The sequence below is a fragment of the Alkaliphilus metalliredigens QYMF genome (assembly GCF_000016985.1).
Classification (GTDB): Bacteria; Bacillota; Clostridia; order Peptostreptococcales; family Natronincolaceae; genus Alkaliphilus_A; species Alkaliphilus_A metalliredigens.
Genome location: NC_009633.1, coordinates 3,469,881 through 3,491,777, shown reverse-complemented (window position 1 = coordinate 3,491,777; position 21,897 = coordinate 3,469,881). Strand labels below are relative to the sequence as shown.

General features: G+C 39.8%; 18 protein-coding genes and 2 other annotated features (1 of these 20 cut by a window edge). Of the genes, 13 read left to right on the top strand and 5 right to left on the bottom strand.

Going from position 1 to position 21,897, the window contains the following annotated elements; all coding sequences use genetic code 11:
- Positions 1-54: 54 nt before the first annotated feature.
- Positions 55-1,299: a hypothetical protein gene (locus tag AMET_RS16810; protein WP_012064512.1), complete on the top strand. Its 1,245-nt coding sequence runs from the start codon at positions 55-57 to the stop codon at positions 1,297-1,299.
- Positions 1,300-1,532: 233 nt separating this feature from the next.
- The gene (locus AMET_RS16805) at positions 1,533-3,062 is read left to right on the top strand and encodes a DUF1846 domain-containing protein (RefSeq protein ID WP_012064511.1); all 1,530 of its coding nucleotides are present in this window, start codon (positions 1,533-1,535) and stop codon (positions 3,060-3,062) included.
- 49 nt (positions 3,063-3,111) lie between these two features.
- Here the strand turns inward: AMET_RS16805 and ilvN are convergent, their stop codons facing one another.
- Complete coding sequence (gene ilvN, locus AMET_RS16800) at positions 3,112-3,414, bottom strand: acetolactate synthase small subunit (protein ID WP_012064510.1); 303 nt, start codon at positions 3,412-3,414, stop codon at positions 3,112-3,114.
- Positions 3,407-5,122, bottom strand: a complete 1,716-nt coding sequence (gene ilvB / locus AMET_RS16795; protein ID WP_012064509.1) for a biosynthetic-type acetolactate synthase large subunit — start codon at positions 5,120-5,122, stop codon at positions 3,407-3,409. The genes ilvN and ilvB overlap by 8 nt, the downstream gene beginning before the upstream one ends.
- Positions 5,123-5,188: 66 nt before the next feature.
- Positions 5,189-5,437 (bottom strand) — a binding site (T-box leader).
- A gap of 645 nt (positions 5,438-6,082) precedes the next feature.
- On the opposite strand from ilvB, the gene AMET_RS16790 reads away from it, so the two are divergent.
- The 11 genes from AMET_RS16790 to AMET_RS16740 all read left to right on the top strand — a co-directional run bounded on the left by AMET_RS16790 (position 6,083) and on the right by AMET_RS16740 (position 17,205).
- A complete protein-coding gene (locus AMET_RS16790) occupies positions 6,083-7,045 on the top strand; it encodes a GntR family transcriptional regulator (RefSeq protein ID WP_012064508.1) in 963 nt (320 codons plus the stop codon).
- 13 nt (positions 7,046-7,058) lie between these two features.
- A complete protein-coding gene (glmS, locus tag AMET_RS16785; RefSeq protein ID WP_012064507.1) occupies positions 7,059-7,514 on the top strand; it encodes a methylaspartate mutase subunit S in 456 nt (151 codons plus the stop codon).
- Positions 7,515-7,579: 65 nt separating this feature from the next.
- A complete protein-coding gene (locus AMET_RS16780; protein ID WP_012064506.1) occupies positions 7,580-9,034 on the top strand; it encodes a methylaspartate mutase subunit E in 1,455 nt (484 codons plus the stop codon).
- 105 nt (positions 9,035-9,139) lie between these two features.
- Positions 9,140-10,426 carry a methylaspartate ammonia-lyase gene (locus AMET_RS16775; RefSeq protein WP_012064505.1) on the top strand — a complete coding sequence of 429 codons (1,287 nt, stop codon included), beginning with the start codon at positions 9,140-9,142 and terminating at the stop codon, positions 10,424-10,426.
- Positions 10,426-11,268 carry a fumarate hydratase gene (locus tag AMET_RS16770; protein WP_012064504.1) on the top strand — a complete coding sequence of 281 codons (843 nt, stop codon included), beginning with the start codon at positions 10,426-10,428 and terminating at the stop codon, positions 11,266-11,268. The genes AMET_RS16775 and AMET_RS16770 overlap by 1 nt, the downstream gene beginning before the upstream one ends.
- A gap of 13 nt (positions 11,269-11,281) precedes the next feature.
- Complete coding sequence (locus AMET_RS16765; protein ID WP_012064503.1) at positions 11,282-11,839, top strand: Fe-S-containing hydro-lyase; 558 nt, start codon at positions 11,282-11,284, stop codon at positions 11,837-11,839.
- Positions 11,840-11,848: 9 nt separating this feature from the next.
- The gene (gene citD / locus AMET_RS16760) at positions 11,849-12,112 is read left to right on the top strand and encodes a citrate lyase acyl carrier protein (protein ID WP_012064502.1); all 264 of its coding nucleotides are present in this window, start codon (positions 11,849-11,851) and stop codon (positions 12,110-12,112) included.
- Between the two features lie 11 nt (positions 12,113-12,123).
- Positions 12,124-12,996 carry an HpcH/HpaI aldolase/citrate lyase family protein gene (locus tag AMET_RS16755; protein WP_012064501.1) on the top strand — a complete coding sequence of 291 codons (873 nt, stop codon included), beginning with the start codon at positions 12,124-12,126 and terminating at the stop codon, positions 12,994-12,996.
- Between the two features lie 13 nt (positions 12,997-13,009).
- Entirely contained in the window at positions 13,010-14,551 is a 1,542-nt protein-coding gene (gene citF, locus AMET_RS16750; RefSeq protein ID WP_012064500.1) for a citrate lyase subunit alpha, read from the top strand.
- A 76-nt stretch (positions 14,552-14,627) separates the two neighbouring features.
- Entirely contained in the window at positions 14,628-15,515 is an 888-nt protein-coding gene (citG, locus tag AMET_RS16745) for a triphosphoribosyl-dephospho-CoA synthase CitG (RefSeq protein ID WP_012064499.1), read from the top strand.
- 361 nt (positions 15,516-15,876) lie between these two features.
- Positions 15,877-17,205 (top strand): aspartate kinase, encoded by a 1,329-nt coding sequence (locus AMET_RS16740; RefSeq protein ID WP_012064498.1) that lies wholly within the window; start codon positions 15,877-15,879, stop codon positions 17,203-17,205.
- Positions 17,206-17,345: 140 nt separating this feature from the next.
- On the opposite strand, the gene AMET_RS16735 is transcribed toward AMET_RS16740, so the two are convergent.
- From AMET_RS16735 to ilvA, 3 genes are all read right to left on the bottom strand, one after another.
- A complete protein-coding gene (locus AMET_RS16735; protein ID WP_330368604.1) occupies positions 17,346-18,410 on the bottom strand; it encodes a tetratricopeptide repeat-containing glycosyltransferase family 2 protein in 1,065 nt (354 codons plus the stop codon).
- Between the two features lie 182 nt (positions 18,411-18,592).
- Positions 18,593-20,050 carry a hypothetical protein gene (locus AMET_RS26960; RefSeq protein ID WP_012064496.1) on the bottom strand — a complete coding sequence of 486 codons (1,458 nt, stop codon included), beginning with the start codon at positions 20,048-20,050 and terminating at the stop codon, positions 18,593-18,595.
- A gap of 307 nt (positions 20,051-20,357) precedes the next feature.
- Positions 20,358-21,602 carry a threonine ammonia-lyase gene (gene ilvA / locus AMET_RS16725; RefSeq protein ID WP_012064495.1) on the bottom strand — a complete coding sequence of 415 codons (1,245 nt, stop codon included), beginning with the start codon at positions 21,600-21,602 and terminating at the stop codon, positions 20,358-20,360.
- Positions 21,603-21,755: 153 nt separating this feature from the next.
- Positions 21,756-21,897: a binding site (T-box leader), on the bottom strand (it continues 117 nt past the right edge of the window).

Below are 21,897 nucleotides of genomic sequence, written 5' to 3'. Positions count from 1 at the left end.
TCTCTCAAGGGCATAGTATGTAGTAACATGCCATAAAGAAGGAGGGGAGAAGTCATGGGAAATATAATATGGAATCAAAAAAAAGTTTTAGAGTTTGATGACAGGAATACAGATTTTGTAATTGATCACTTTAATTACAAGGGTATTAAATATGTTTCAGAAAGTGAAAATATTGTCATATTCCCATCTTTATTGGATAAAGCATTAATACTGAAAATGTTGACAGAGCAAGATGAAATAAAAGAATCGATTGAATCTATGGGAAATGATCTGATTAATGAAGGGGCTGCAGTAATATGTGATGAAAAGTTTGCAGATAAAATTTCTTTGGGATATTGTGACGCTCAGATCATTATTGATTTTTCCTTTGGTGTAAAGCAAGCAGAGTTAATTGCATACCTGCCATTTGAAAGTCAGAAAACCAGCACTTCCATAACAAAGCAGGTTTTTAGACAACTTGCATTTGTAGAACCGAGAATTACCTATAAAGTGGCTGATACATGGGATAAACTAAAGACAGGTAAATACTGGAAATATACATTTAGTAGTGTTCCGCCAACGGTAGTCTTTGAAATCGCAATGCCTAATCTAACTGAAAGTTTCTTAAGTAGCTTTAGAGATGTTTTAGTAAAAAGTATTATTAGAGAACTTGGTTATAAGTGGCCCACTGAAGGGCAGGAAGGCACTTTGGAGTTTTTGAATGATCTAAATAAGAGTCTTATTGATGAAAAAAGGTTGAGTAAAGAAAAGCAGGACCTACAAGAAATTGCTGCTAAATTAGAGTGCTGTGAAAGTGAGTTAGATGAATTGAAAGGTTTTTACCAAGAAGCAGAAGCGCAATTAGAAAAAATTAAGATTGATACAGGAAAAGTGTCTTTGGAAGAATTAGAGGGTGAAAAATCAAAGGATATAGAAGAAGATGAATTGATATCCCATGAGGAAGCACAAACAAAACCGACGGAAGACGGTGAAAAGATAAAAGCAAGAAGGAATCGAAGGAAACGCAGTATAAAGCAGACCAACAAGTCATATTTGCCAATGAATCCTGAAAGAGATAATAGTCGAAGACGTTGGTACCAACAATTACCTCGTACATTGACATATCCAGGTAAAGGACCGGTACATCAGTTTGAAAGACCAAGACCAGACACTCAAAGTGCAGAATTACCACCAAATTTCATAGAAAAGAGTGTAAGTGCAAATGATAAGAAGACAAAAGAAAATTCTTCAAATCAGACAAATAAAAATGCCATGAAAGTAAATAATATATATAGTATCATGTACCCAAAGGGAGTATAGATAAAATAAGGAACAAGTAGTAGCTGATAAAAAGTCAAGGACCGTAATACAAGGTGAATGTAGTGCGGTCTTTTTTATTCTTATTATGTGAAAAATAATATAATCTACTTTAGTTCAAAGTTACGTGATAATAATAAAATATAATATTTTTTGTTGATATTTGTAGAAATGTGTAATGATAAAATATATAATGGTAAAATGTATATAATGATTTTAAAAAGTGAGGCGTTTAGATGAAAATCGGATTTGATCATGAAAAATATTTAGAAGAGCAATCGAAGTATATTCTAGAACGGGTAAATTATTATGACAAGCTCTATCTAGAATTTGGCGGGAAATTATTATGTGACCTTCATGCCAAGAGAGTGTTACCAGGATTCAATGAAAATGCAAAAATTGAGCTACTGCATAAGCTAAAGGAAAAAGTTGAAGTGGTCATTTGTGTCTATGCAGGAGATATCGAAAGAAACAAAATGAGAGGCGACTTTGGGATTACCTATGATATGGAGACCCTGAGACTGATTGATGACCTGAGAGCATATGAGCTTGATGTCAACAGTGTCGTCATCACAAGATTTGATGGACAACCTGCAACAACTGTTTTTATTAATAAGCTTCAACGAAGAGGAATCAAGGTGTATACCCACAGCAAAACAAAGGGATACCCGACAGATGTGGATACCATTGTGAGTGACGAGGGATATGGTAAAAACCCTTATATTGAAACCACAAAGCCTATTGTTGTTGTCACTGCACCGGGACCAGGAAGTGGAAAGCTAGCCACCTGTCTGAGTCAGCTTTATCATGAGCATAAACGAGGAAAAGCTGCTGGTTATTCAAAGTTCGAAACATTCCCCGTATGGAATGTGCCATTAAAGCACCCCCTAAACATCGCCTATGAAGCTGCAACAGTGGACCTGAAGGATGTCAATTTAATTGATTCATTCCATGCAGAGGCCTATGGCAAGATTGCAGTCAATTACAACCGGGATATCGAGACATTCCCAGTACTGAGGCGGATTATTGAAAAGATCACAGGAGACGAATCAGTCTACCAATCCCCTACAGACATGGGAGTCAATCGAGTGGGATTTGGAATTATTGACGATGAGGTAATCAAGGAAGCATCTAAGCAGGAGATCATCAGACGATACTTCAAAGTAGGCTGTGAGTATAAAAAAGGCCATGAAGACAAGGAAACATTTGATAGTTCCAAACTGATTATGGAGGAGATCAAGTTAAAGGAAGAAGACAGAAGTGTTGTGATTCCTGCAAGAGAGCGTTCCTCTAGATTAAAAGAAGAGTCCAATAATAATGGTGACGCCAATAAAAGCGAAATCTATCCTGCTATGGCAATTGAGTTTCATGATGGAACTATATTAACTGGGAAAGGCTCCGATGAGATGAATGCTGGGGCGGCTCTCATATTAAATGCCGTGAAGTATTTTGCCAATATATCCGATGAAATTCATTTGATTTCACCGGTAATATTAGAACCTATTAGAAGTCTAAAATCAAAGACATTGGGAAATATAAATACAGCCTTGAACTGTGAAGAAGTATTGATCGCATTAAGCATCTGTGCTGCTACAAACCCCACAGCTCAGGTGGCCATGGAAAAATTAGCCATGCTAAAGGGATGCCAAGCTCACTCAACAACGATTTTAAGTTTGAATGATGAACAGATTTTTAGAAAGCTTGGGATCGATATCACCGCTGATGCTGAGTATCCAACGGAAAGTCTGTATTATATGTTATTATAGGATTATGGGACAAACAATAGAAGCCGCATTTAATGCGGCTTCTATTGTTTTATGATGATGAATTTCCTTTAATCAATTCATGAACCTGGTCAAATAGCATGAAATCATAGCTTTCAGATAGGGACACATCTAATACATCATATAGCTTTTCCAACTGCTTAACAATCTGTTCAACTTGATGGTCTCTTTTAACCAATAAATACATCCGACTTACCTGAGTACTTTCTAATCTACCACATAGGATTCCTTCTAGGTTGAAGGCCCGTCGTGTAAAGAGCCCTGTAATCTGAGACATTACCCCTGGATGATTGTTAACAGTCAATTGAATAATGATATTTATATTTTTAGGCACCTTTTCTCACTCCAATCATTTGATGATTTCCTGCTCCTGGAGGAACGATGGGTAGCACGTTTTCCCTAGGATCTATTGGGACATTAATAACACAGGGACCTGATGCTGATAATAATTTTTGCAACTGTGCAATGGGTTGTTTCGTGTCCTTAAAATCAAAGCCCTCAATACCAAAGGCGGTGGCAATGGCAGCGAAGTTTGGATGGGTCGTAAAGCTAGAGGCAATATAATTCTCGTCAAAAAAGAACTCCTGTAGCTGCCGAACAAGGCCTAGACATCCATTGTTTAGAATGATCACTTTGATATTTAAGTTATGATCTGCTAAGGTGGCAAGCTCCTGTATGTTCATTAGAATAGAACCATCACCACTGATGCAAATGACCTTTTTAGTCGGATTTGCCAAGGCGGCACCAATGGCAGTGGGTAATCCAAATCCCATTGTACCTAAACCACCTGATGTCAGTAAAGTACGAGGTTTTTCAAAGGGATAGGTCTGGGCAACCCACATTTGGTGCTGTCCAACATCTGTTGTGATGATGGTATCAGAATCTACTATATTACTAATTTCCTTTATAAAATTTACCGGATGATAAAAATCATTATCTTCAGGAGTATACAAGGGGTTTGCCTTTTTGATGGCTGCTACTTCCTCAATCCATTTGCTTCGAGGATCCAAATGAATTAATGGGATCAGCGCCTGTAGTACAAGACCAATATCTGCTGCCATTGAAAAATGAGTGGCTTTGTTTTTATCCAACTCGGCAGGATCAATGTCTACATGGATGATGGAAGCATCAGGACAAAACTTAGCAATATTGCCTGTTGCTCGGTCATCAAAGCGCACACCAAAGGCGATCAATAAATCTGTTTCATTTAAAATGAGGTTTGTATAGGGAGCCCCATGCATCCCAAGCATTCCTAAATAAAGACTGTCCTTTGAGGGAAAACATCCTAATCCCATTAATGTGGAGGCCACAGGTATGTGATTTTTCTTAGCCAATTGATGTAAAAGCTCATGGGAATTAGACTGGAGGATTCCTCCTCCGATATAAAACAAAGGCCTTTTTGAACTGTTGATCATGTTAGCTATTTTTTCAATTTCGTCTAAACTGATTTTGGTTTCATTTGGGATGCTAGTTTTCTTGCCATTGTCATGCAAAGGACTTTCATCAGTGAGGATAGGCCAATTCTCAAGCTCTATTTCCGCCATCTGAACATCCTTAGGGATATCCACAATAACAGGACCAGGCCTTCCTGATGATGCAATCTTAAAGGCCTCTGGAATAATATGAAATAATTCCTGGGCTGATCGTACGAAAAAGTTGTGCTTGGTTATGGGAATGGCTAAACCACATGTATCTACTTCTTGAAAAGCATCAGTACCTACAAATGAAGAAGGAACTTGTCCTGTGATTGCAACAATTGGAACTGAGTCCAATTTTGCATCGGCAATGGCTGTTAACAGGTTTGTGACACCTGGACCTGAGGTAGCAAAACAAACTGCGGTTTTGCCAGTGGTTCTGGCCATCCCTTGGGAGATGAAGCCGGCACCCTGCTCATGTCTTGCAAGGATGTGTTGTATCTGAGTACTTTTAGCAAGGGCATTGTACATGGGAAGATTGCCTCCACCAGGAATGCCAGTAATGATATTGATTCCTTGCTCCTCCAATAATCTAATGATAATTTCAGCACCACTATACTTCATCATTTTCTTTTTCCTCCTTCAAATTTATATTCATAAAAATCGTAAAATAAAAAACCCCCATCCTATTATTAATAGGACGAAGGTTAAACTCCGCGGTACCACCTAATTTTATACAAAGTATACAGCTCAATGATAGTACAGGAATCACTCCGATACTATTTCCCCTGTAACGGTGGGAATCCGTTGAAGTCTACTTTTTTGCAATTTCGGTCCAAAGCTCAAAGGCTACCTTCCATATATTCCTCAGGGAAAATTTTCACCATCATTTCCTCTCTAGGCTTTCGAAATACATGTACTCCTCCTCGTCGAAGCTTTTCTCATATTAAATTATTTGTTATATTCACAATATTCTAATACTTTATCGTGCTTTTGTCAATGGTTATTTTCAAGTTTTTTTATTTGTTTTTATTTTTTGATTTTAGATATTACGTTTTTGTTACATACAAACCGCTTTAATTAGCTAAAGGGAGGCCGTAAATATCAAATAAATGAATTGGGGTTAGACAAATTATGCAGAAAAACTCCAGGGAAATTGCTCAAGACCTGTTAAAAAGTTCAATGGATCTGGGACGACGTATTTACGAAAGTGTGGTATCAGGTTATATGTCAAGCACAATAGGTCCATTTAAAAAGGAAAGCAGTCCAATTTTCTGAATTGGACTGCTTTATTCGTGAATGAGTCAAGAATCATACTTGCAATAATGGCATTAAAGGATGACAAAAAGTGTCATGCAGGATGTATTTTAGTAAAAATCAATTCACACAAAGGGGAGAAAACAAGACTATATAGGACCATAACAGATTATTATGAAATTAATTACAAGAGAAAACGTTTTCGCGGGTGAGAGTAGGATATATAGGCTTAAATGGGATTTCCCAAAGGTTTTGGAACGTGTTACACTACAGATGAGTTAATGGACTAGTCCATTGTGCCAATTGATAAAAAGAGGTGGAATCCTATCGATGAAAATAGATAAGCAAAGTGGTGTACCTATTTACATACAAATCAAAAACACCATCATGGATGACATCAAAGACGGTACCCTAAAGATAGGTGATAAGCTTCCAACTGAAAGAGAATTATCTCAAAAAATGAATGTCAGTAGAAACACAATTTCTTCGGCATATAAGCTGCTAGAGCGGGAAGGTGTTTTGGTTTCCTATCAAGGTAGGGGCACATTTGTTGGGGAAGAAGAACAAACATGGAAACAGCACAATATTAAGGATAAAGTTTTTAGAATGATTGATTTAGCATTGGAAGAAGCCATTGAGACAGGCTTTGATACAAAGGAATTTATCAGTATTGTGAAGGAAAGAGTCAAGGAAAAAGAAGCAGTCATTAAAAACATGAATGCCCTATTTGTAGAATGTAATATCGAACAGGCAAGATATTTTGCTAAAGAGTTAAGTAAAATTACAGATATCAATGTCTTACCAATGACCATCGCTGAACTTCAAAGTAGAAATCAAACAAATGAACAGTTATTGAAGGAAGCCCAAATCATTATTACGACATTTAACCATATTAATCAAGTGAAAAATTTGATTGTGGACCAACAGAAGGAGGTATGTGGCGTTGCCATCAATCCAAGTCTGGAAACAATCGTCAAGATTGCAAAATACCCCAAGAAAACAAAGTTTGGTCAAATCTGTCTTTCAAAGGAATTTCAATTTAAGGTTCAATATGCATTAGAATCGGCTGGATTAGATAATCTTGAGATGATGTGTTCAGTCAGTCAAGAGGAAGAAGAAGTGTTAAAAGTGATTGATGCATCGGATGTGATCATTGTGTCACCGGGAAGAAAAGAAAGCATAAGACAGCTTGTAAAAGGCAAGAAAGATGTTATTGGCTTTGATTATTTTTTAGATCAGTACTCGGTTAAAGCAATTATATCGAAGGTTATCGAAATTAAAAGACACTTATAAAAGGGAGCGATTAATGATGAAAACAAATATTGTACTTGGTGTTATTGGAGCAGATTGTCACGCGGTAGGAAATAAGGTGCTTGATTATGCATTTACACAGGGTGGCTTTGAGGTAATCAATATTGGGGTCCTCAGTGCACAGGAGGATTTTATCAACGCAGCAATTGAAACAAATGCAGCAGCGATTCTTGTCTCTTCTCTTTATGGACACGGAGAAATGGATTGTCGAGGATTAAGAGAAAAGTGTGAAGAAGCAGGGCTAAAGGATATTCTTTTATATGCTGGTGGAAACCTTGTGGTAGGAAAGCAGGACTTTGATTCTGTAAAGGAAAGATTTGAAAAAATGGGATTTGACCGAGTGTATGCCCCAGGAACTTCACCAGACGCAGGAATAGCGGATTTGAAGACGGATCTAGCAGAAGCAGAAGAAATGGCACACTACAAGCAAGACTTTAAAAAGGTTTCATAAAAGAGAACCAACGATTGAAATACTGAGATCATACCTGAGGAATTTATAGTAGGGGGACAAAATAAATGGAACTGAAGAATAAAAAGTTGAGTGAAGAAAGTTTTTTCCAAGAACGCAAAGAGGTGCTGACCCATTGGGTTACTGGTAAAGACGTTGATTTACAAGAGGCAGTGGATTATTTAAAACAGATCCCTAAGCATAAGAACTTTGCGCTGAAAATGAGGAAGGCTAAGGCAGATGGTATCACCTTAGCACAACCAAGGGCAGGGGTAGCCTTAGTTGATGAGCATATTAAATTATTACAATACCTTCAAAATGAAGGTGGTGCAGATTTACTGCCTAATACAATTGATAGTTATACAAGACAAAATAGATATCAAGAGGGTCAAGCAGCCATCGATGAAAGCATGAGAGAAAACCGCTCTATGCTCAATGGGTTTCCTGTTGTCAATCATGGGGTACACAATTGTAGAAAAGTCCTAGACGCAGTTGAGCTACCACTACAGGCAAGACATGGTACGCCAGATGCAAGATTACTAACAGAGATTATTCATGCAGGTGGATGGACGTCAAACGAAGGTGGCGGTATCTCTTATAATATTCCCTATGCAAAAAGCATTAGTCTAGAGAAAACCATACGTCATTGGCAATATTGTGACCGGGTGACAGGATTATATGAAGAGATGGGTGTTGAAATAAATAGAGAGCCATTTGGACCCCTAACAGGAACCCTTGTTCCACCTAGTATGTCTAATGCAGTGGCCATTATTGAAGGATTGTTAGCGGCTGAGCAGGGTGTCAAAAACCTAACATTAGGCTATGGACAATGCGGAAACTTAACCCAGGATGTGGCTGCCATTAGAGCACTGGAAGAACAAGCAACGGAATACTTTAAGGAATATGGATACGAGATCGATCTGACAACGGTACTGCATCAATGGATGGGTGGATTTCCGGCAGATGAAGCAAAATCATTCGGTGTGATTTCATGGGGAGCAGCCACAGCAGCATTGGCAGGCGCCACAAAGGTAATTGTCAAGACACCACATGAGGCCATGGGGATACCAACAATGGAAGCTAATGCACAGGGAATCAGATCCACAAAGCAGACATTAAACCTACTTAAGGGACAGCGACTTTCAATTTCAAAGGATCTTGGAATGGAAAAGGAACTGATAAAAGCAGAGACAAAGTGTATTTTAGACAAGGTATTTGAACTGGGAAATGGAGACCTAGCGGTAGGGGCTGTTAAGGCCTTCGAAACAGGTGTCATGGATATTCCCTTTGCTCCAAGTAATTACAATGCAGGTAAGATTCTACCAGCCAGAGACAATAATGGCGCAGTGAGATATTTAGAGTTTGGAAATATTCCAATGAACAAGGAAATAAAGGATTTCAATAATCAACTATTAGCTGAAAGAGCCAAACTAGAAGGACGAGAAGTGAGCTTCCAAATGGTTGTAGATGATATATATGCTGTAGGAAAAGGGACCCTTGTGGGGAGACCGGAAATCAAGTAAAATTTAATGTAAGGAACTCATTACCTCCCATCTAAAAAAATGGGAGGTAAAAACGATTAGCAGATACCAATAACAATCGAAATTAAAACTGGAGGAATTATTAAAATGAAAATTATAGATATTGTATGCTCATCAGGAAGAACTGGATTTTACTTTGACGATCAGCGAGCCATCAAGCAAGGGGCCCAACAGGATGGATTCACCTATATAGGGGAGGCAGTGACAGAGGGGTTTTCAAGTGTTAGACAGGCGGGAGAATCTATCTCTATCATGTTTATTTTAGAGGATGGTCAAACAGCATATGGTGATTGTGCAGCGGTGCAATACTCTGGTGCCGGAGGACGGGATCCATTATTTTTAGCAGATGACTTTATACCAATTATAGAGCAGCACATCGCACCAAGATTAATTGGAAGAGATGTAACAGGATTTAAAGCGCTTGCAGAGGAATTTGACGGGATGATGGTAAAGGGTGAGCGACTTCACACAGCCATTAGATATGGCATTACCCAAGCGATTTTAGATGCAGCAGCTAAGGTTAAAAGGATGACCATGGCAGAGGTAATCAAAGAAGAGTATCAAACAAATGTAGCATTAAAAAGAATCCCTATTTTTACCCAGTGTGGGGATGATCGATATAACAATGTAGATAAAATGATTATTAAGGGGGCCGATGTTCTGCCTCATGCCTTAATCAATAATGTGGACACGAAGCTGGGTCGAGACGGTGGTAAGCTCAAGGAATATATAGGCTGGTTAAAGAATCGAATCGAGACCCTAAGAGCCAGTGAACAAGAAGACTTCATCATGCATATCGATGTATATGGAACAATCGGTATCGCCTTTGATAACGATGTTGAAAAAATGAGCAGTTATCTTGGAGAGCTTGAAAAAGCAGCTGCTCCATTTAAATTAAGAATAGAAGGTCCTATGGATGTTGAGAATAGAGAAGAGCAAGTAAAGGCCCTAAAGGCGTTACGGGTGACATTGAAGGAAAAAGGTATCGCTGTTGAATTAGTTGCAGACGAATGGTGTAACACCTGGGAAGACATTAAGTTATTTGTGGATGAAGAAGCTGCAGATATGGTTCAAATCAAGACTCCGGATCTTGGTGGCATTAATAATATTGTAGAGGCCCTTTTATACTGTAAGGAAAAGGGTGTGGGAGCCTACTCCGGTGGTACCTGCAATGAAACAGACAGATCTGCTCAGGTATGTACAAATATCGCCATTGCTTGTGGTGCTGATCAATGCCTTGCAAAGCCAGGAATGGGTGTAGATGAAGGCTTTATGATTGTGAATAACGAAATGAATAGAGTCCTTGCCTTAGCAAAGAGACGGGAGCTCTTATTATCAGAAACCGTACAAGAAATGACGAGGAGTGCGATGTAATGAGAGAATTACATGTTTCAAAGATTATTGAAACAGTTAAAAAACTCTGTATCGATGCAAATTATTATCTTGGACAAGACATAAGAGATCGATTTAAAGAAGCAAAGGAACGAGAAGATTTTCCTATGGCTGAAAACATTCTTGATATACTCATTGAGAATGCAGATATTGCTCAAAATGAACAGAGGCCCATGTGTCAGGATACAGGAATGGCCGTAGTCTTTATTGAAATAGGACAAGAGGTACATGTCATTGGTGGGAGTCTAGAAGAGGCAATCAATGAAGGGGTACGTCAGGGCTATACTGAGGGATATTTAAGAAAATCTGTGGTAGGGGATCCAATTGAAAGGATCAACACAAAGGACAATACACCGGCTGTGATTCACTATGAGATTATTCCTGGGGATGGCTTTAAAGTCACGGTTGCACCCAAGGGATTTGGAAGTGAGAATATGAGTCAGCTGAAGATGTTAAAACCGGCTGATGGGGTTGAAGGCATTAAGGAGTTTGTCCTACAGGTAGTGAAGGAGGCGGGGCCTAACCCTTGCCCCCCTATTGTTGTGGGGATCGGGATTGGTGGTACATTTGATAAAGCAGCCTTTCTTGCAAAAAAGGCCCTTTTGAGGTCTACAAGTGAAAGAAATCCGAAGTCACTTTATGAAAGATTAGAAGAAGAATTATTAGTTGCAATAAATGATTTAGGAATCGGACCCCAGGGCTTTGGGGGCAGAACCACAGCACTTGCGGTGAATATCGAGACCTATGGTACCCATATAGCAGGATTACCCGTTGCGGTGAACATCAACTGCCATGCAACGAGACATAGTGAAGCCCATATATAGGAGGTAAGATCAAATGAGTAAAAAAATAACCATGCCTCTGACAGCAGAAAAGGTCAAGAGTTTAAAGGCAGGAGACAGCGTCTTATTGACTGGTATGATCTATACAGCTCGAGATGCTGCCCATAAAAGATTGGTGGATCTTCTAGAAGCAGGTGAGGACCTGCCCATTGAACTTCAAGATCAAGTGATTTATTATGTGGGACCCACCCCAGCAAAAGAAGGACAGCCCATCGGTTCAGCAGGACCCACAACCAGTTATCGAATGGATTCCTACACCCCTGCACTTTTGGAACAGGGTTTAAAGGGAATGATTGGAAAGGGACTTCGGGGGGAATCAGTGATAACGGCAATAAAGCAACAGGGAGCGGTATACTTTGCAGCCATCGGTGGCGCATCAGCCCTCATGGCTAAATGTGTTAAATCAGCTGAAATCATAGCATATGAAGACTTAGGGGCAGAGGCTATCAGAAAGCTTTATGTGGAGGATCTTCCATTGATCGTTGTGATTGATGCGAAAGGAAACAACTATTATGAAATTGGCCAGGAAGAATATTTAAAAACACTAAGGTAGGTGTAGGTTATGAATATTAAAACCGCAGCAAAGGCTGGAACCATGGAATCAAACGATATCTATATTATGGTTCAGCCAAAGGATGACGGGGGCATTATCATTGATCTTGAAAGTATTGTCATGGATCAGTTTGGCAAGCAAATTAGACAGGTGATAGAACAGACATTAATGGAATTAGAGATTAAAAATATCCATATGATTGCTAAAGACAGAGGTGCCCTAGATTATACCATAAAAGCAAGAGTTGAAACAGCAGTCAAAAGAGGAATGTAAGGGGTGATTTAATGGAAAGGCTCAGAAGAACAATGCTATTTATGCCAGGAAATAATCCCAGTATGCTACAAAATGCAGGCATTCTTGGGGCAGATAGTATTATTTTAGATCTTGAGGATGCAGTTAGTATTTCTGAAAAAGATGCGGCTAGAATACTGGTTAGAAGTGCCATTAAAACCATCGATTTTTATGATTCTGAGGTTGTGGTGAGAATTAATCCCCTTTCCTCTGGTTTTGGATTAGGTGATGTGGCGGAAATAGCTAAGGTGAAACCTGATGCATTGATGGTCACAAAGGCAACGAGAGCAGATGTCAAGACCGTCTGTGAAATGCTTACGAAAATTGAAGCAGAAGAAGGATTTGAAAAGAACAGCATCAAGCTTTTTCCTTTAGTTGAAAGTGCCTATGGAATTGAAACCATACATGAGATTATTACCTCCTCTGAACGGGTAATCGGAATTTTGTTGGGTGGAGAGGATCTGACGGCTGATCTTGGAATCCAGCGAACACCAGAAGGCGAAGAAATCTCTTATGCAAGAGCCAAAGTTGTTTCTGCCTGCAGAGCACATAAAATTGATGCCATCGACACGCCCTTTGCGGATTTAAATGACTGTCAGGGGTTCGAGAGGGATATTGCTAAATGCAAATCATTAGGGATGACGGGGAAGGCTGCCATCAACCCTAGACAAGTAGATACAATCCATGAGATTTTTGCTCCTACTCAGGAGGAAATCAGATATGCCCAAGGAGTCATTGAGGCAATGGAAGAAGCACAGCGAGAGGGTAAGGGTGTGTTTTCTATGGACGGTAAAATGATTGATGCACCGATTATCGCTAGAGCAGAAAATGTGATTCAAAAAGCAAAGCGTACAGGTTTGATGTAAAGGAGTGGTCAATTTGAAAAATATACTTGGTAGAGAAATGCCAGAATATATTCAAGGATATGGAACAGTGAGGCCGTTTAAAGGTGCCTTGGCAAGTCTAGGAGTGGTGCAGAAAAAGGCTGTTAAGCTGGAGAGCGCCGTACCTGGAGAAAAAAAGGTCGTAGCATCCATTCATGAGGTCATTGAAAAATGTGAAATCAAAGATGGTATGACGGTTTCATTTCATCATCATTTGCGAAATGGGGACCACGTGCTTAATATGGTATTAGCGGAACTGAAAAAGATCGGTGTCAAGGATATAAAAGTGGCGGCCAGTTCCATATTCCCAATGCATGCTCCCTTAGTTGAGCATATGAAAAGTGGCATGGTAACAGGGCTTTATGCAAATTATATGTCAGGACCTGTGGCAGAGGCGGTTTCAAGGGGCCTATTGAAGTATCCTGCGGTGATGCATACCCATGGAGGAAGAGCACGGGCCATTGAATCGGGAGATCTCTTGATTGATATTGCCTTTATTGCAGCACCCACCTGTGACACCTATGGGAATATCAATGGTGTAGAGGGAAAATCTGCATGTGGTACATTAGGATATGCGGTTCCTGATGCCATGTATGCTGAAAAAGTTGTGGCCATAACCGATAACTTAGTAGCCTATCCAGCCTGTCCAATGGAAATCACCCAAGAGCATATTGATTATGTGGTGCAGGTAGACAGCATTGGAGACCCAAAGGGGATTGTATCCGGTACAACAAAAATTACCAATGACCCTGTGGGGTTGAAAATAGCAAAGATGACCTCTCAGGTTATTGAAGCATCAGGACTTTTAGAGGATGGCTTTTCATTTCAAACTGGAGCGGGAGGCACATCCCTAGCGGTGGCATCCTATGTGAAAAAATTAATGCAGCAAAAAGAGATAAGAGGAAGCTTTGCAGCTGGTGGGATTACAGGCTATATGGTAGATATGTTTAAGGAAGGACTATTTGAATCCCTCTTAGATGTGCAATGTTTTGATCTAAGGGCAGTGGAGTCCTATCGACAAAATCAAAGACATCAAAATATGTCAGCTTCCATGTACGGCAATCCCCATAATAAAGGCGCTGTTGTGAATAATCTTGATGTAATGATTTTAGGAGCAACGGAGATCGATACAGGATTTAATGCCAATGTGACAACGGGATCTAGTGGCATGATCATGGGTGGATCAGGTGGACACAGTGACACAGCTGCAGGAGCGAAGCTAGCCATTGTTGTGACACAGCTAGTCAAGGGAAGACTTCCCATTGTTGTGGATCATGTGACAACTGTTACCACACCTGGAGAAACCATTGATGTATTGGTGACTGAGAGAGGCATCGCTGTCAATCCCAATCGTCTAGACTTAATGAAAAAACTAGAAAAAACAAATCTACCCATTTTGTCTATCGAGGCATTGAAGGAAATGGCTGAAGCAATGACAGGGGTGCCAGAAAAAATTGAATTAGATGATCAGCTGGTGGCTGTGATTGAATATCGAGACGGTACAGTGATTGACACTGTGAAGAAGATAAAAAACTAAAGAGATAGACAATTAGATTCGGAAGCATTTAAAACCGTGACGCAACTTATGAATACATTTTAAGGAGTTTTTTACAATGAAGGAAAAAATAGTGTCTAGTGAATTCAATGTCTGTGAATATATCAGTGAATTAGCCCTAAAATCAATGCTCTTTGAAGTATCGGCGACACCTAAGCCGGGTCTTGTGGACCGCCATAATTCAGGTGCCCATCAAGACATGGATTTTTATCTGTTTTTGGAGAGCAGTGGTTCCTTAGTCCATACATTTCACCAATGTGCTTTGGCTGGATTTAACTTTGGTAAAAGAAATAGCCAAGAGTTATTAGAGATGATTAGACCCATAGGCATTGCAGGAGAAAATAAAATGTTTGCTGCAACTAAAGGGGTAAATACCCATAAAGGACTGATTTTTTCCTTAGGCATTATTTCAGCTGCTGCGGGAGTGCAGTATAGAGAGAGACAAAGTCAACAAATGAATATAGATGAGATTTGTCATAAAATAAAGGCGATGACAGAAGGCATTTCAAAGAAAGAGCTAGAGGACATAAAGCACCATAGGACAGACTTAACCTATGGGGAAAGGCTCTTTAAAAATCATGGAGTCAAAGGCATTAGAGGAGAAGTGGAGTCAGGATTTAATACGGTACGCACTTACTCCCTGCCCATATTACGAGAGCTTATGAAGGGTAACCAGAAGACAAATGATATTCTAGTACAGGTACTATTTCATTTAATGGAAGTCACCGAGGATAGCAATGTGCTAGGAAGACATGATCTAACCACTCTGAAAGAAGTAAAGACAATAGCCAAAGACATACTTTCCGTGGGTGGCATGTTCACAGAGGAAGGTCGAAAGAAAATTGTAGAAACAGATAAACAATTCATTGAGGGAAATATCAGTCCAGGAGGATCAGCAGATCTCCTAGCAGTGACATTGATGCTGTATTTTTTAGAGAAACCTTAGGAGAGATAAGAATAGATAAAATATGAGTAAAAATACATGGAAGATGTATAAAAATACATTGAGTATAAATAAAAATTCATTCTTGAGGTGAATAAGGAATGGAGTCCTATGATTGTCCTATGGTAAAGACCGCATTTGATGTGGTCTTTATTTTTGTGGAGTGAAAAATCAAACAGGTCTATTATAGATAAGTAATACAACAACACTTATGGATATGATAGAAAAGTGGTGTTGACAAATAGATAGAAAAGTTATAAAATTGTAAAAATATTAAACAATAGCGAATACCACAAGGTCCCGTCCTGCTCAGGGTGGGTGCTTTTTTGTATTGATAATTCAAAGCTATAAAGGGGGAAGTAAAATGAGTAAGGTCATTGTTTCTAAATTTGGTGGAAGTTCATTAGCTGATAGCAAGCAATTTAATAAGGTAAAAGAGATTGTATTATCCAATAAAAATAGAAGGTATATTGTTCCTTCTGCACCAGGAAAGCGCCATGAAAAAGATTATAAGATGACGGACCTTTTGTATCTGTGTCAGCAACATGTGGAGCAAGGGGTGCCCTTTGATGAGGTATATAAAATTATTGAAAAAAGGTATATAGACATTTGCTTAGAGCTAGGGCTTACTTTGGATATGAAGACCATACTTAATGAGATTAAGGATAACATTACCGCCGGTGCCTCAGCTGATTATGCTGCAAGTCGTGGAGAATATTTAAATGGCTTGATTTTAGCAAGTCTATTAAAGTATGAATTTATTGATGCATCGGAATTAATTATTTTTAGTGAAAATGGACAATTTGATTCAGAAGCCACACAAAAAAGAGTGAATCAGACACTGAAATCCATTGAAAAAGCGGTGATACCAGGCTTTTATGGGGCAATGGAGAGTGGTCAAATCAAGACATTTTCTAGGGGTGGATCAGATGTAACTGGTGCTATTATTGCTAGGGGAGTAGGAGCTCATTTATATGAAAATTGGACGGATGTTTCTGGATTTTGTATGGCAGATCCCCGTATTGTAGAGAATCCCCAGTATATCAAAAAGATTACCTATAGGGAGCTGCGAGAACTTTCCTATATGGGGGCATCGGTTTTGCATGAAGAAGCAATTTTTCCTGTTAAAAGAGAAAGCATACCCATTCGAATCAAAAATACCAATGCACCAGAGGATGTTGGGACATTGATTGTTGATGATCTGTCTCCGGTTAATTATACAAGAACAATTACTGGTATTGCAGGAAAAAAGGATTTTACTGTCATTGCTATAGAAAAAATGCTTATGAACGCAGAGAAGGGATTTATCCACAAGCTACTGACTATCCTAGAAGCTAATGGAATTTCTGCTGAACATATGCCGTCAAGTATTGATTCTATTTCATTGGTCATTTCTGATAAGGGGCTTAAAAATAATATCCAGAAAGTGATCAATGAAATCAGGGTGCAAACGAATCCAGATTCAATTGTTGCGTATCCAAATATGGCTTTGATTGCTGTTGTAGGAAGAGGAATGATTAAAACAAAAGGTATTTCTGCAAAAGTATTTGGTGCCCTGGCAAAGGAAGGGATCAATGTACGGATGATTACCCAAGGGTCAAGTGAGCTTAATATCATTGTAGGAATTGAGAATAGTGATTTTGAAAGAGGCATTTCAGTCTTATATAAGGTTTTTCAAAAGAAAGAAGCATAGCTAGTATTTTTAGCTTCACTACTGTAGCCAGCATAAAAAAGTAGACACAGCATGATAAAAGCTGAATCTACTTAATAGACCAATCTATTATAGTGACTACCGGAAGCACACCATGACTTTTAGATCAGAAAAGCTTCCGGCTAATTGATGTCTCTCTTCGTAAGGGAGGAAAAATAACGCTTGTTTTGTACGACGGCAGAATCCTCAGGTTTATATTCTGCGGCTTTATTATTATAGTAAATGGCTTCTTTTATTTTTCCTAATTTGTAAAAGCAGAGGCATAGCTGCAGGTTTGGAATATAACCCCAATAATCATGGAGCATAAACCCCCAGGTGTGCTGGGGTTTTTGCACTTGGGTCGCTAATTGATGCCATAAAATAGCTTTGTGATAATTAGCGTCTTCCATGGCAGTAGAGCCTAAAAGACAGCAAATTTCAGCCCGTGGTTCATCGTAACTAAAGCTTCGGAGTAAAGTTTGAAGCATATTTTCTTTTTGATTTTTATATTGATAACAGAGTGATAGGTGATAACAAGCACATATTTTATCCTCGATCCAACCTGTTTCAGAATCTAGAAAGCGATTGAAATATATGATTGCATCATCATACCTCTCATGATAGTATAACTCTCTTGCGTAATAATAATGACCTCTAGTACTTAGGGGACCTTCTCTTGAAAGAACTTTTTCATATATGGATAAGTTTCTATCTGGACTGGAATTGTATTCTTTTTGATGGGTGATACAAATGTCGGAATTGATGATTTTTCCATCAATTGCTAAATACTCATGTACTGGTTCATGCCATTGATAATTGTTTGCTCGTTTTGTTAATCGCTCTCTAAAATAAGACAGTGTGGTGTGACCCTGTTCATCAAAACCTACATTATATTTCATCATAACAACATCTATTGATGGATCTAAATCCTGTTTTAATTGTCTAAGCATCATCCGATCTGTCTCCAGGACGACATCATCTGCGTCTAACCACAGAATGTAATCCATAGTTGCCTTAGAATATGCGTAATTCCTGGCAATTGAAAAATTATCAATCCATTTAAAATTAAATACTTTGTTGGTGTATCTTTGAACAACTGCTTTTGTATGATCAGTAGATCCTGTATCTACTATAATGATTTCATCAACAATATCTTTAATTGACTCAAGACATCTAGTAATTACTTTTTCTTCGTTTTTGACAATCATACATAGACTAATGGTAATCACATAACCACCTCAAAAAAATTTATAGTCTTGATATACAATTTTAAATTATAGATAAATTACAGCAGGGTATTGGACATCACCCTGCTGTAATGTTAAGATGCAAAACCACTTGTCGTTCCTTCTTATATCGGTTGATATCCTTTTCTCTTGGCTTACTTTATCTAACTATCTATCTTTTGAATGAGGATAGATGCATTGGTAGTGACCTGTGTGCCCCCTGCAAATGTTTCTAAAATAACAGGGACTTCACTGGTGTGATTTCGAACTGTTAACACGTCACCAGCGGAAGCACTAATGATGACCCAACCCGGGTTAGGGGATGTGCCAGCTTCAACACCATAGGTGGCGCCAGGAACAGGAAGGCCATTTTGGAATAGTGTAAATTGACTTGGTTCTAAGGTTGAAGCATAGAACCATACTGAATAATCACCAGCAGTACCAAGAATAATTGCAGCAGTTCCTGGTACATGGGTAATATTTCCGCTTACCACACCATTATTACTAAATGTGACATCTGCTTCTACTGGAACTGTTTGAGCGACTACATTATAGATATAGGCATATGCAGATAGTCCTTGAGGTCCAGTAGGTCCGATAGGTCCAACAGGTCCAGTAGGTCCAATAGGCCCTTGAGGTCCAGTAGGTCCAAGAGGTCCGATAGGTCCAAGAGGTCCGATAGGCCCAGTAGGCCCAGTAGGTCCGATAGGTCCGATAGGTCCGATAGGTCCGATAGGTCCGATAGGTCCAGTAGGTCCAACAGGTCCGATAGGTCCAGTAGGTCCGATAGGTCCGATAGGTCCAGTAGGTCCAACAGGTCCGATAGGTCCAGTAGGTCCAATAGGTCCGATAGGTCCGATAGGTCCAGTAGGTCCAACAGGTCCGATAGGTCCGATAGGTCCGATAGGTCCGATAGGTCCGATAGGTCCAGTAGCCCCAGTGGCCCCAGTAGGTCCAACAGGTCCAATAGGCCCTTGAGGTCCAGTAGGTCCTTCGGGTCCAGTGGCACCGGGTATACCTTGAGGTCCAACAGGTCCTTGAGGTCCAGTAGTACCAGGAACACCTTGAGGTCCTTGCGGTCCAGCAGGTCCTTGTGGTCCAGTGGTACCAGGAACACCTTGAGGTCCTTGAGGTCCAGTAGCGCCAACAGGTCCTTGAGGTCCAGTGGCACCAGGAACACCTTGAGGTCCTTGAGGTCCAATAGGCCCTTGTGCACCGATCGGTCCTTGTGGCCCTATTGGTCCCTGAGATCCAATTGGTCCAGGAACACCTTGAGGTCCTTGAGGCCCAGTAGCACCAGGGATACCTTGCGGTCCTTGAGGTCCAATAGGCCCTTGAGGTCCGACAGCACCAGGGATACCCTGAGGTCCTTGGGGTCCTTCAGGTCCAATAGGTCCAATGGGCCCTTGGGGTCCAACTGCACCAGGGATACCTTGAGGTCCTTGAGGCCCAGTAGGTCCTGGAGGTCCTGGAGGCCCTGGAGGACAAGGCGGACAAGGTTTAGGTGGACAAGGTTTAGGTGTATATCCTGTATGATGTGCCTGCTGTTCTGTGTCTGGAGAGGGTAATACACCTAATTTATGTGAATAGAATTGACGTGATCGACTACTACTCATATACATACGCTACCTCCTTAAGTGAATATTGATTGTAACTACGCTATGACTAAAGATGACTAATGATATGATTTTTTTTCACTGAGCCATAGGATTCGTTGAGAATTTGGAGTCATGAAGAATTTCTTGATTTATTAAATGGTGCTCCTTACTGCGTCTTGAATCTCCTTTTTCTCAATAGTAATTTATGCAGTAGGGGAATGAATGGTTACATATAATTTGTCTATGTTATGTTATGGTATCGTTTTACAGCGCACTTAAATATAAGAGAAGCCGTACTGTGATCACAGTACGGCTTCTCTTATAAATTGCTCTAATAGACTTTTAAAATGTTGTATCCCGCTTTATTTAGTTCGGTGGTAATTTGATTGATATGTTGATGACCGTTGGTTTCAACAGTGACCTCAAGTTCCACCTCCATGAAACGATCAAGATTTTTAAACTGATTGTGATCTAACTTGATGACATTTCCATTAAGCCGAGTTAGGATTTCTGAAACCTTTAAAAGCTCTCCTGGTTTATCAGGAAGTGCTACGGTAAAGCAGAAAGTACGTCCTCGTGATACAAGTCCACGATTAACCTGAGAGGATATTGTGAGTACATCTATATTGCCACCACTGACGATACAGACGACTTTTTTATAGGTCTCCTGGATTTTTTTAAGCCCTGCCAGAGACAAGACGCCAGAATTTTCTCCCACCAATTTATGTTTTTCTAAAAGAAGTATAAAGGCCTCCATAATATCTAAATCTGAAACGGTGATGATCTCGTCTACAAGATCTTGAATGATTGGAAAGGTTAAATCACCAGGTTTTTGAACTGCCACACCATCGGCAATGGTATGAACCGAATCTAGGTGGGTCAGTTTATTGCAGTCTACAGAAACCTTCATTGCCTTAGCACCCTCGGGCTCCACACCAATGATTTTGATGTTAGGATTGATTGCTTTTGCAGCAGCGGCGATACCACTTATCAAACCGCCACCACCAATAGGAACTAATAGACAATCTGCATCCGGTAGCTCTTCAAGTATTTCTAGGGCTAAGGTTCCTTGGCCCTCTATGACATCAAGATCATCAAAGGGATGAATAAATGTATAGCCGTATTTCTTTTGTAACTGACAGGCCTTTGCGTAGGCTTCATCATAACAATCTCCCCAGAGGACGACGTTGGCACCATAACTTTTTGTCGCCTCAACTTTCACAAGGGGGGCTGTGTTGGGCATTACGATTGTTGCTTCAACACCAAGCTCTTTTGCTGCATAGGCAACTCCCTGTGCATGATTTCCTGCAGATGAAGCGATTAATCCATCTTGCTTTTGCTTTAATGTGAGCTTGGCAATCTTATTGTAGGCGCCACGAATTTTAAAAGAACCAGTGATTTGTAAATTTTCAGGCTTAATATACACCTCATTACAAAACTCCTGACTGAAAACAGGACTGTATATTAATTTGGTTTCCTTCAAAACACCTGACAGGCGTTTTTTTGCCTCCTGAAAATCAAGAGAGGCTGTGAGTGGTTGGAGCTGGGGTAATGGATTTTGATTAAGATATGACATGTTATTTCCTCCTCGTTTTATATGGTTAAGATAGGTTAAAATTCGTCTGGTGCTATCGCACCGACTCATGGCGCACTCAATTTTCAACTCCTCTTTGTTGAAAATTACAAGTGCTTAAAAATACAAAAAAGCCCGCCCTTGAAAGAATAATCTTTCAAGGGCGAGCATTACCCGCGGTACCACCTTGATTGTACTCAAAGTAAATTGAGTACCTCTATTTCAGTTCCAACAAACCTAAGTCTATAACGAGACTAGTCGGTATCTTTTAATAGCCAAAGAAGATTACTTCTTTAGA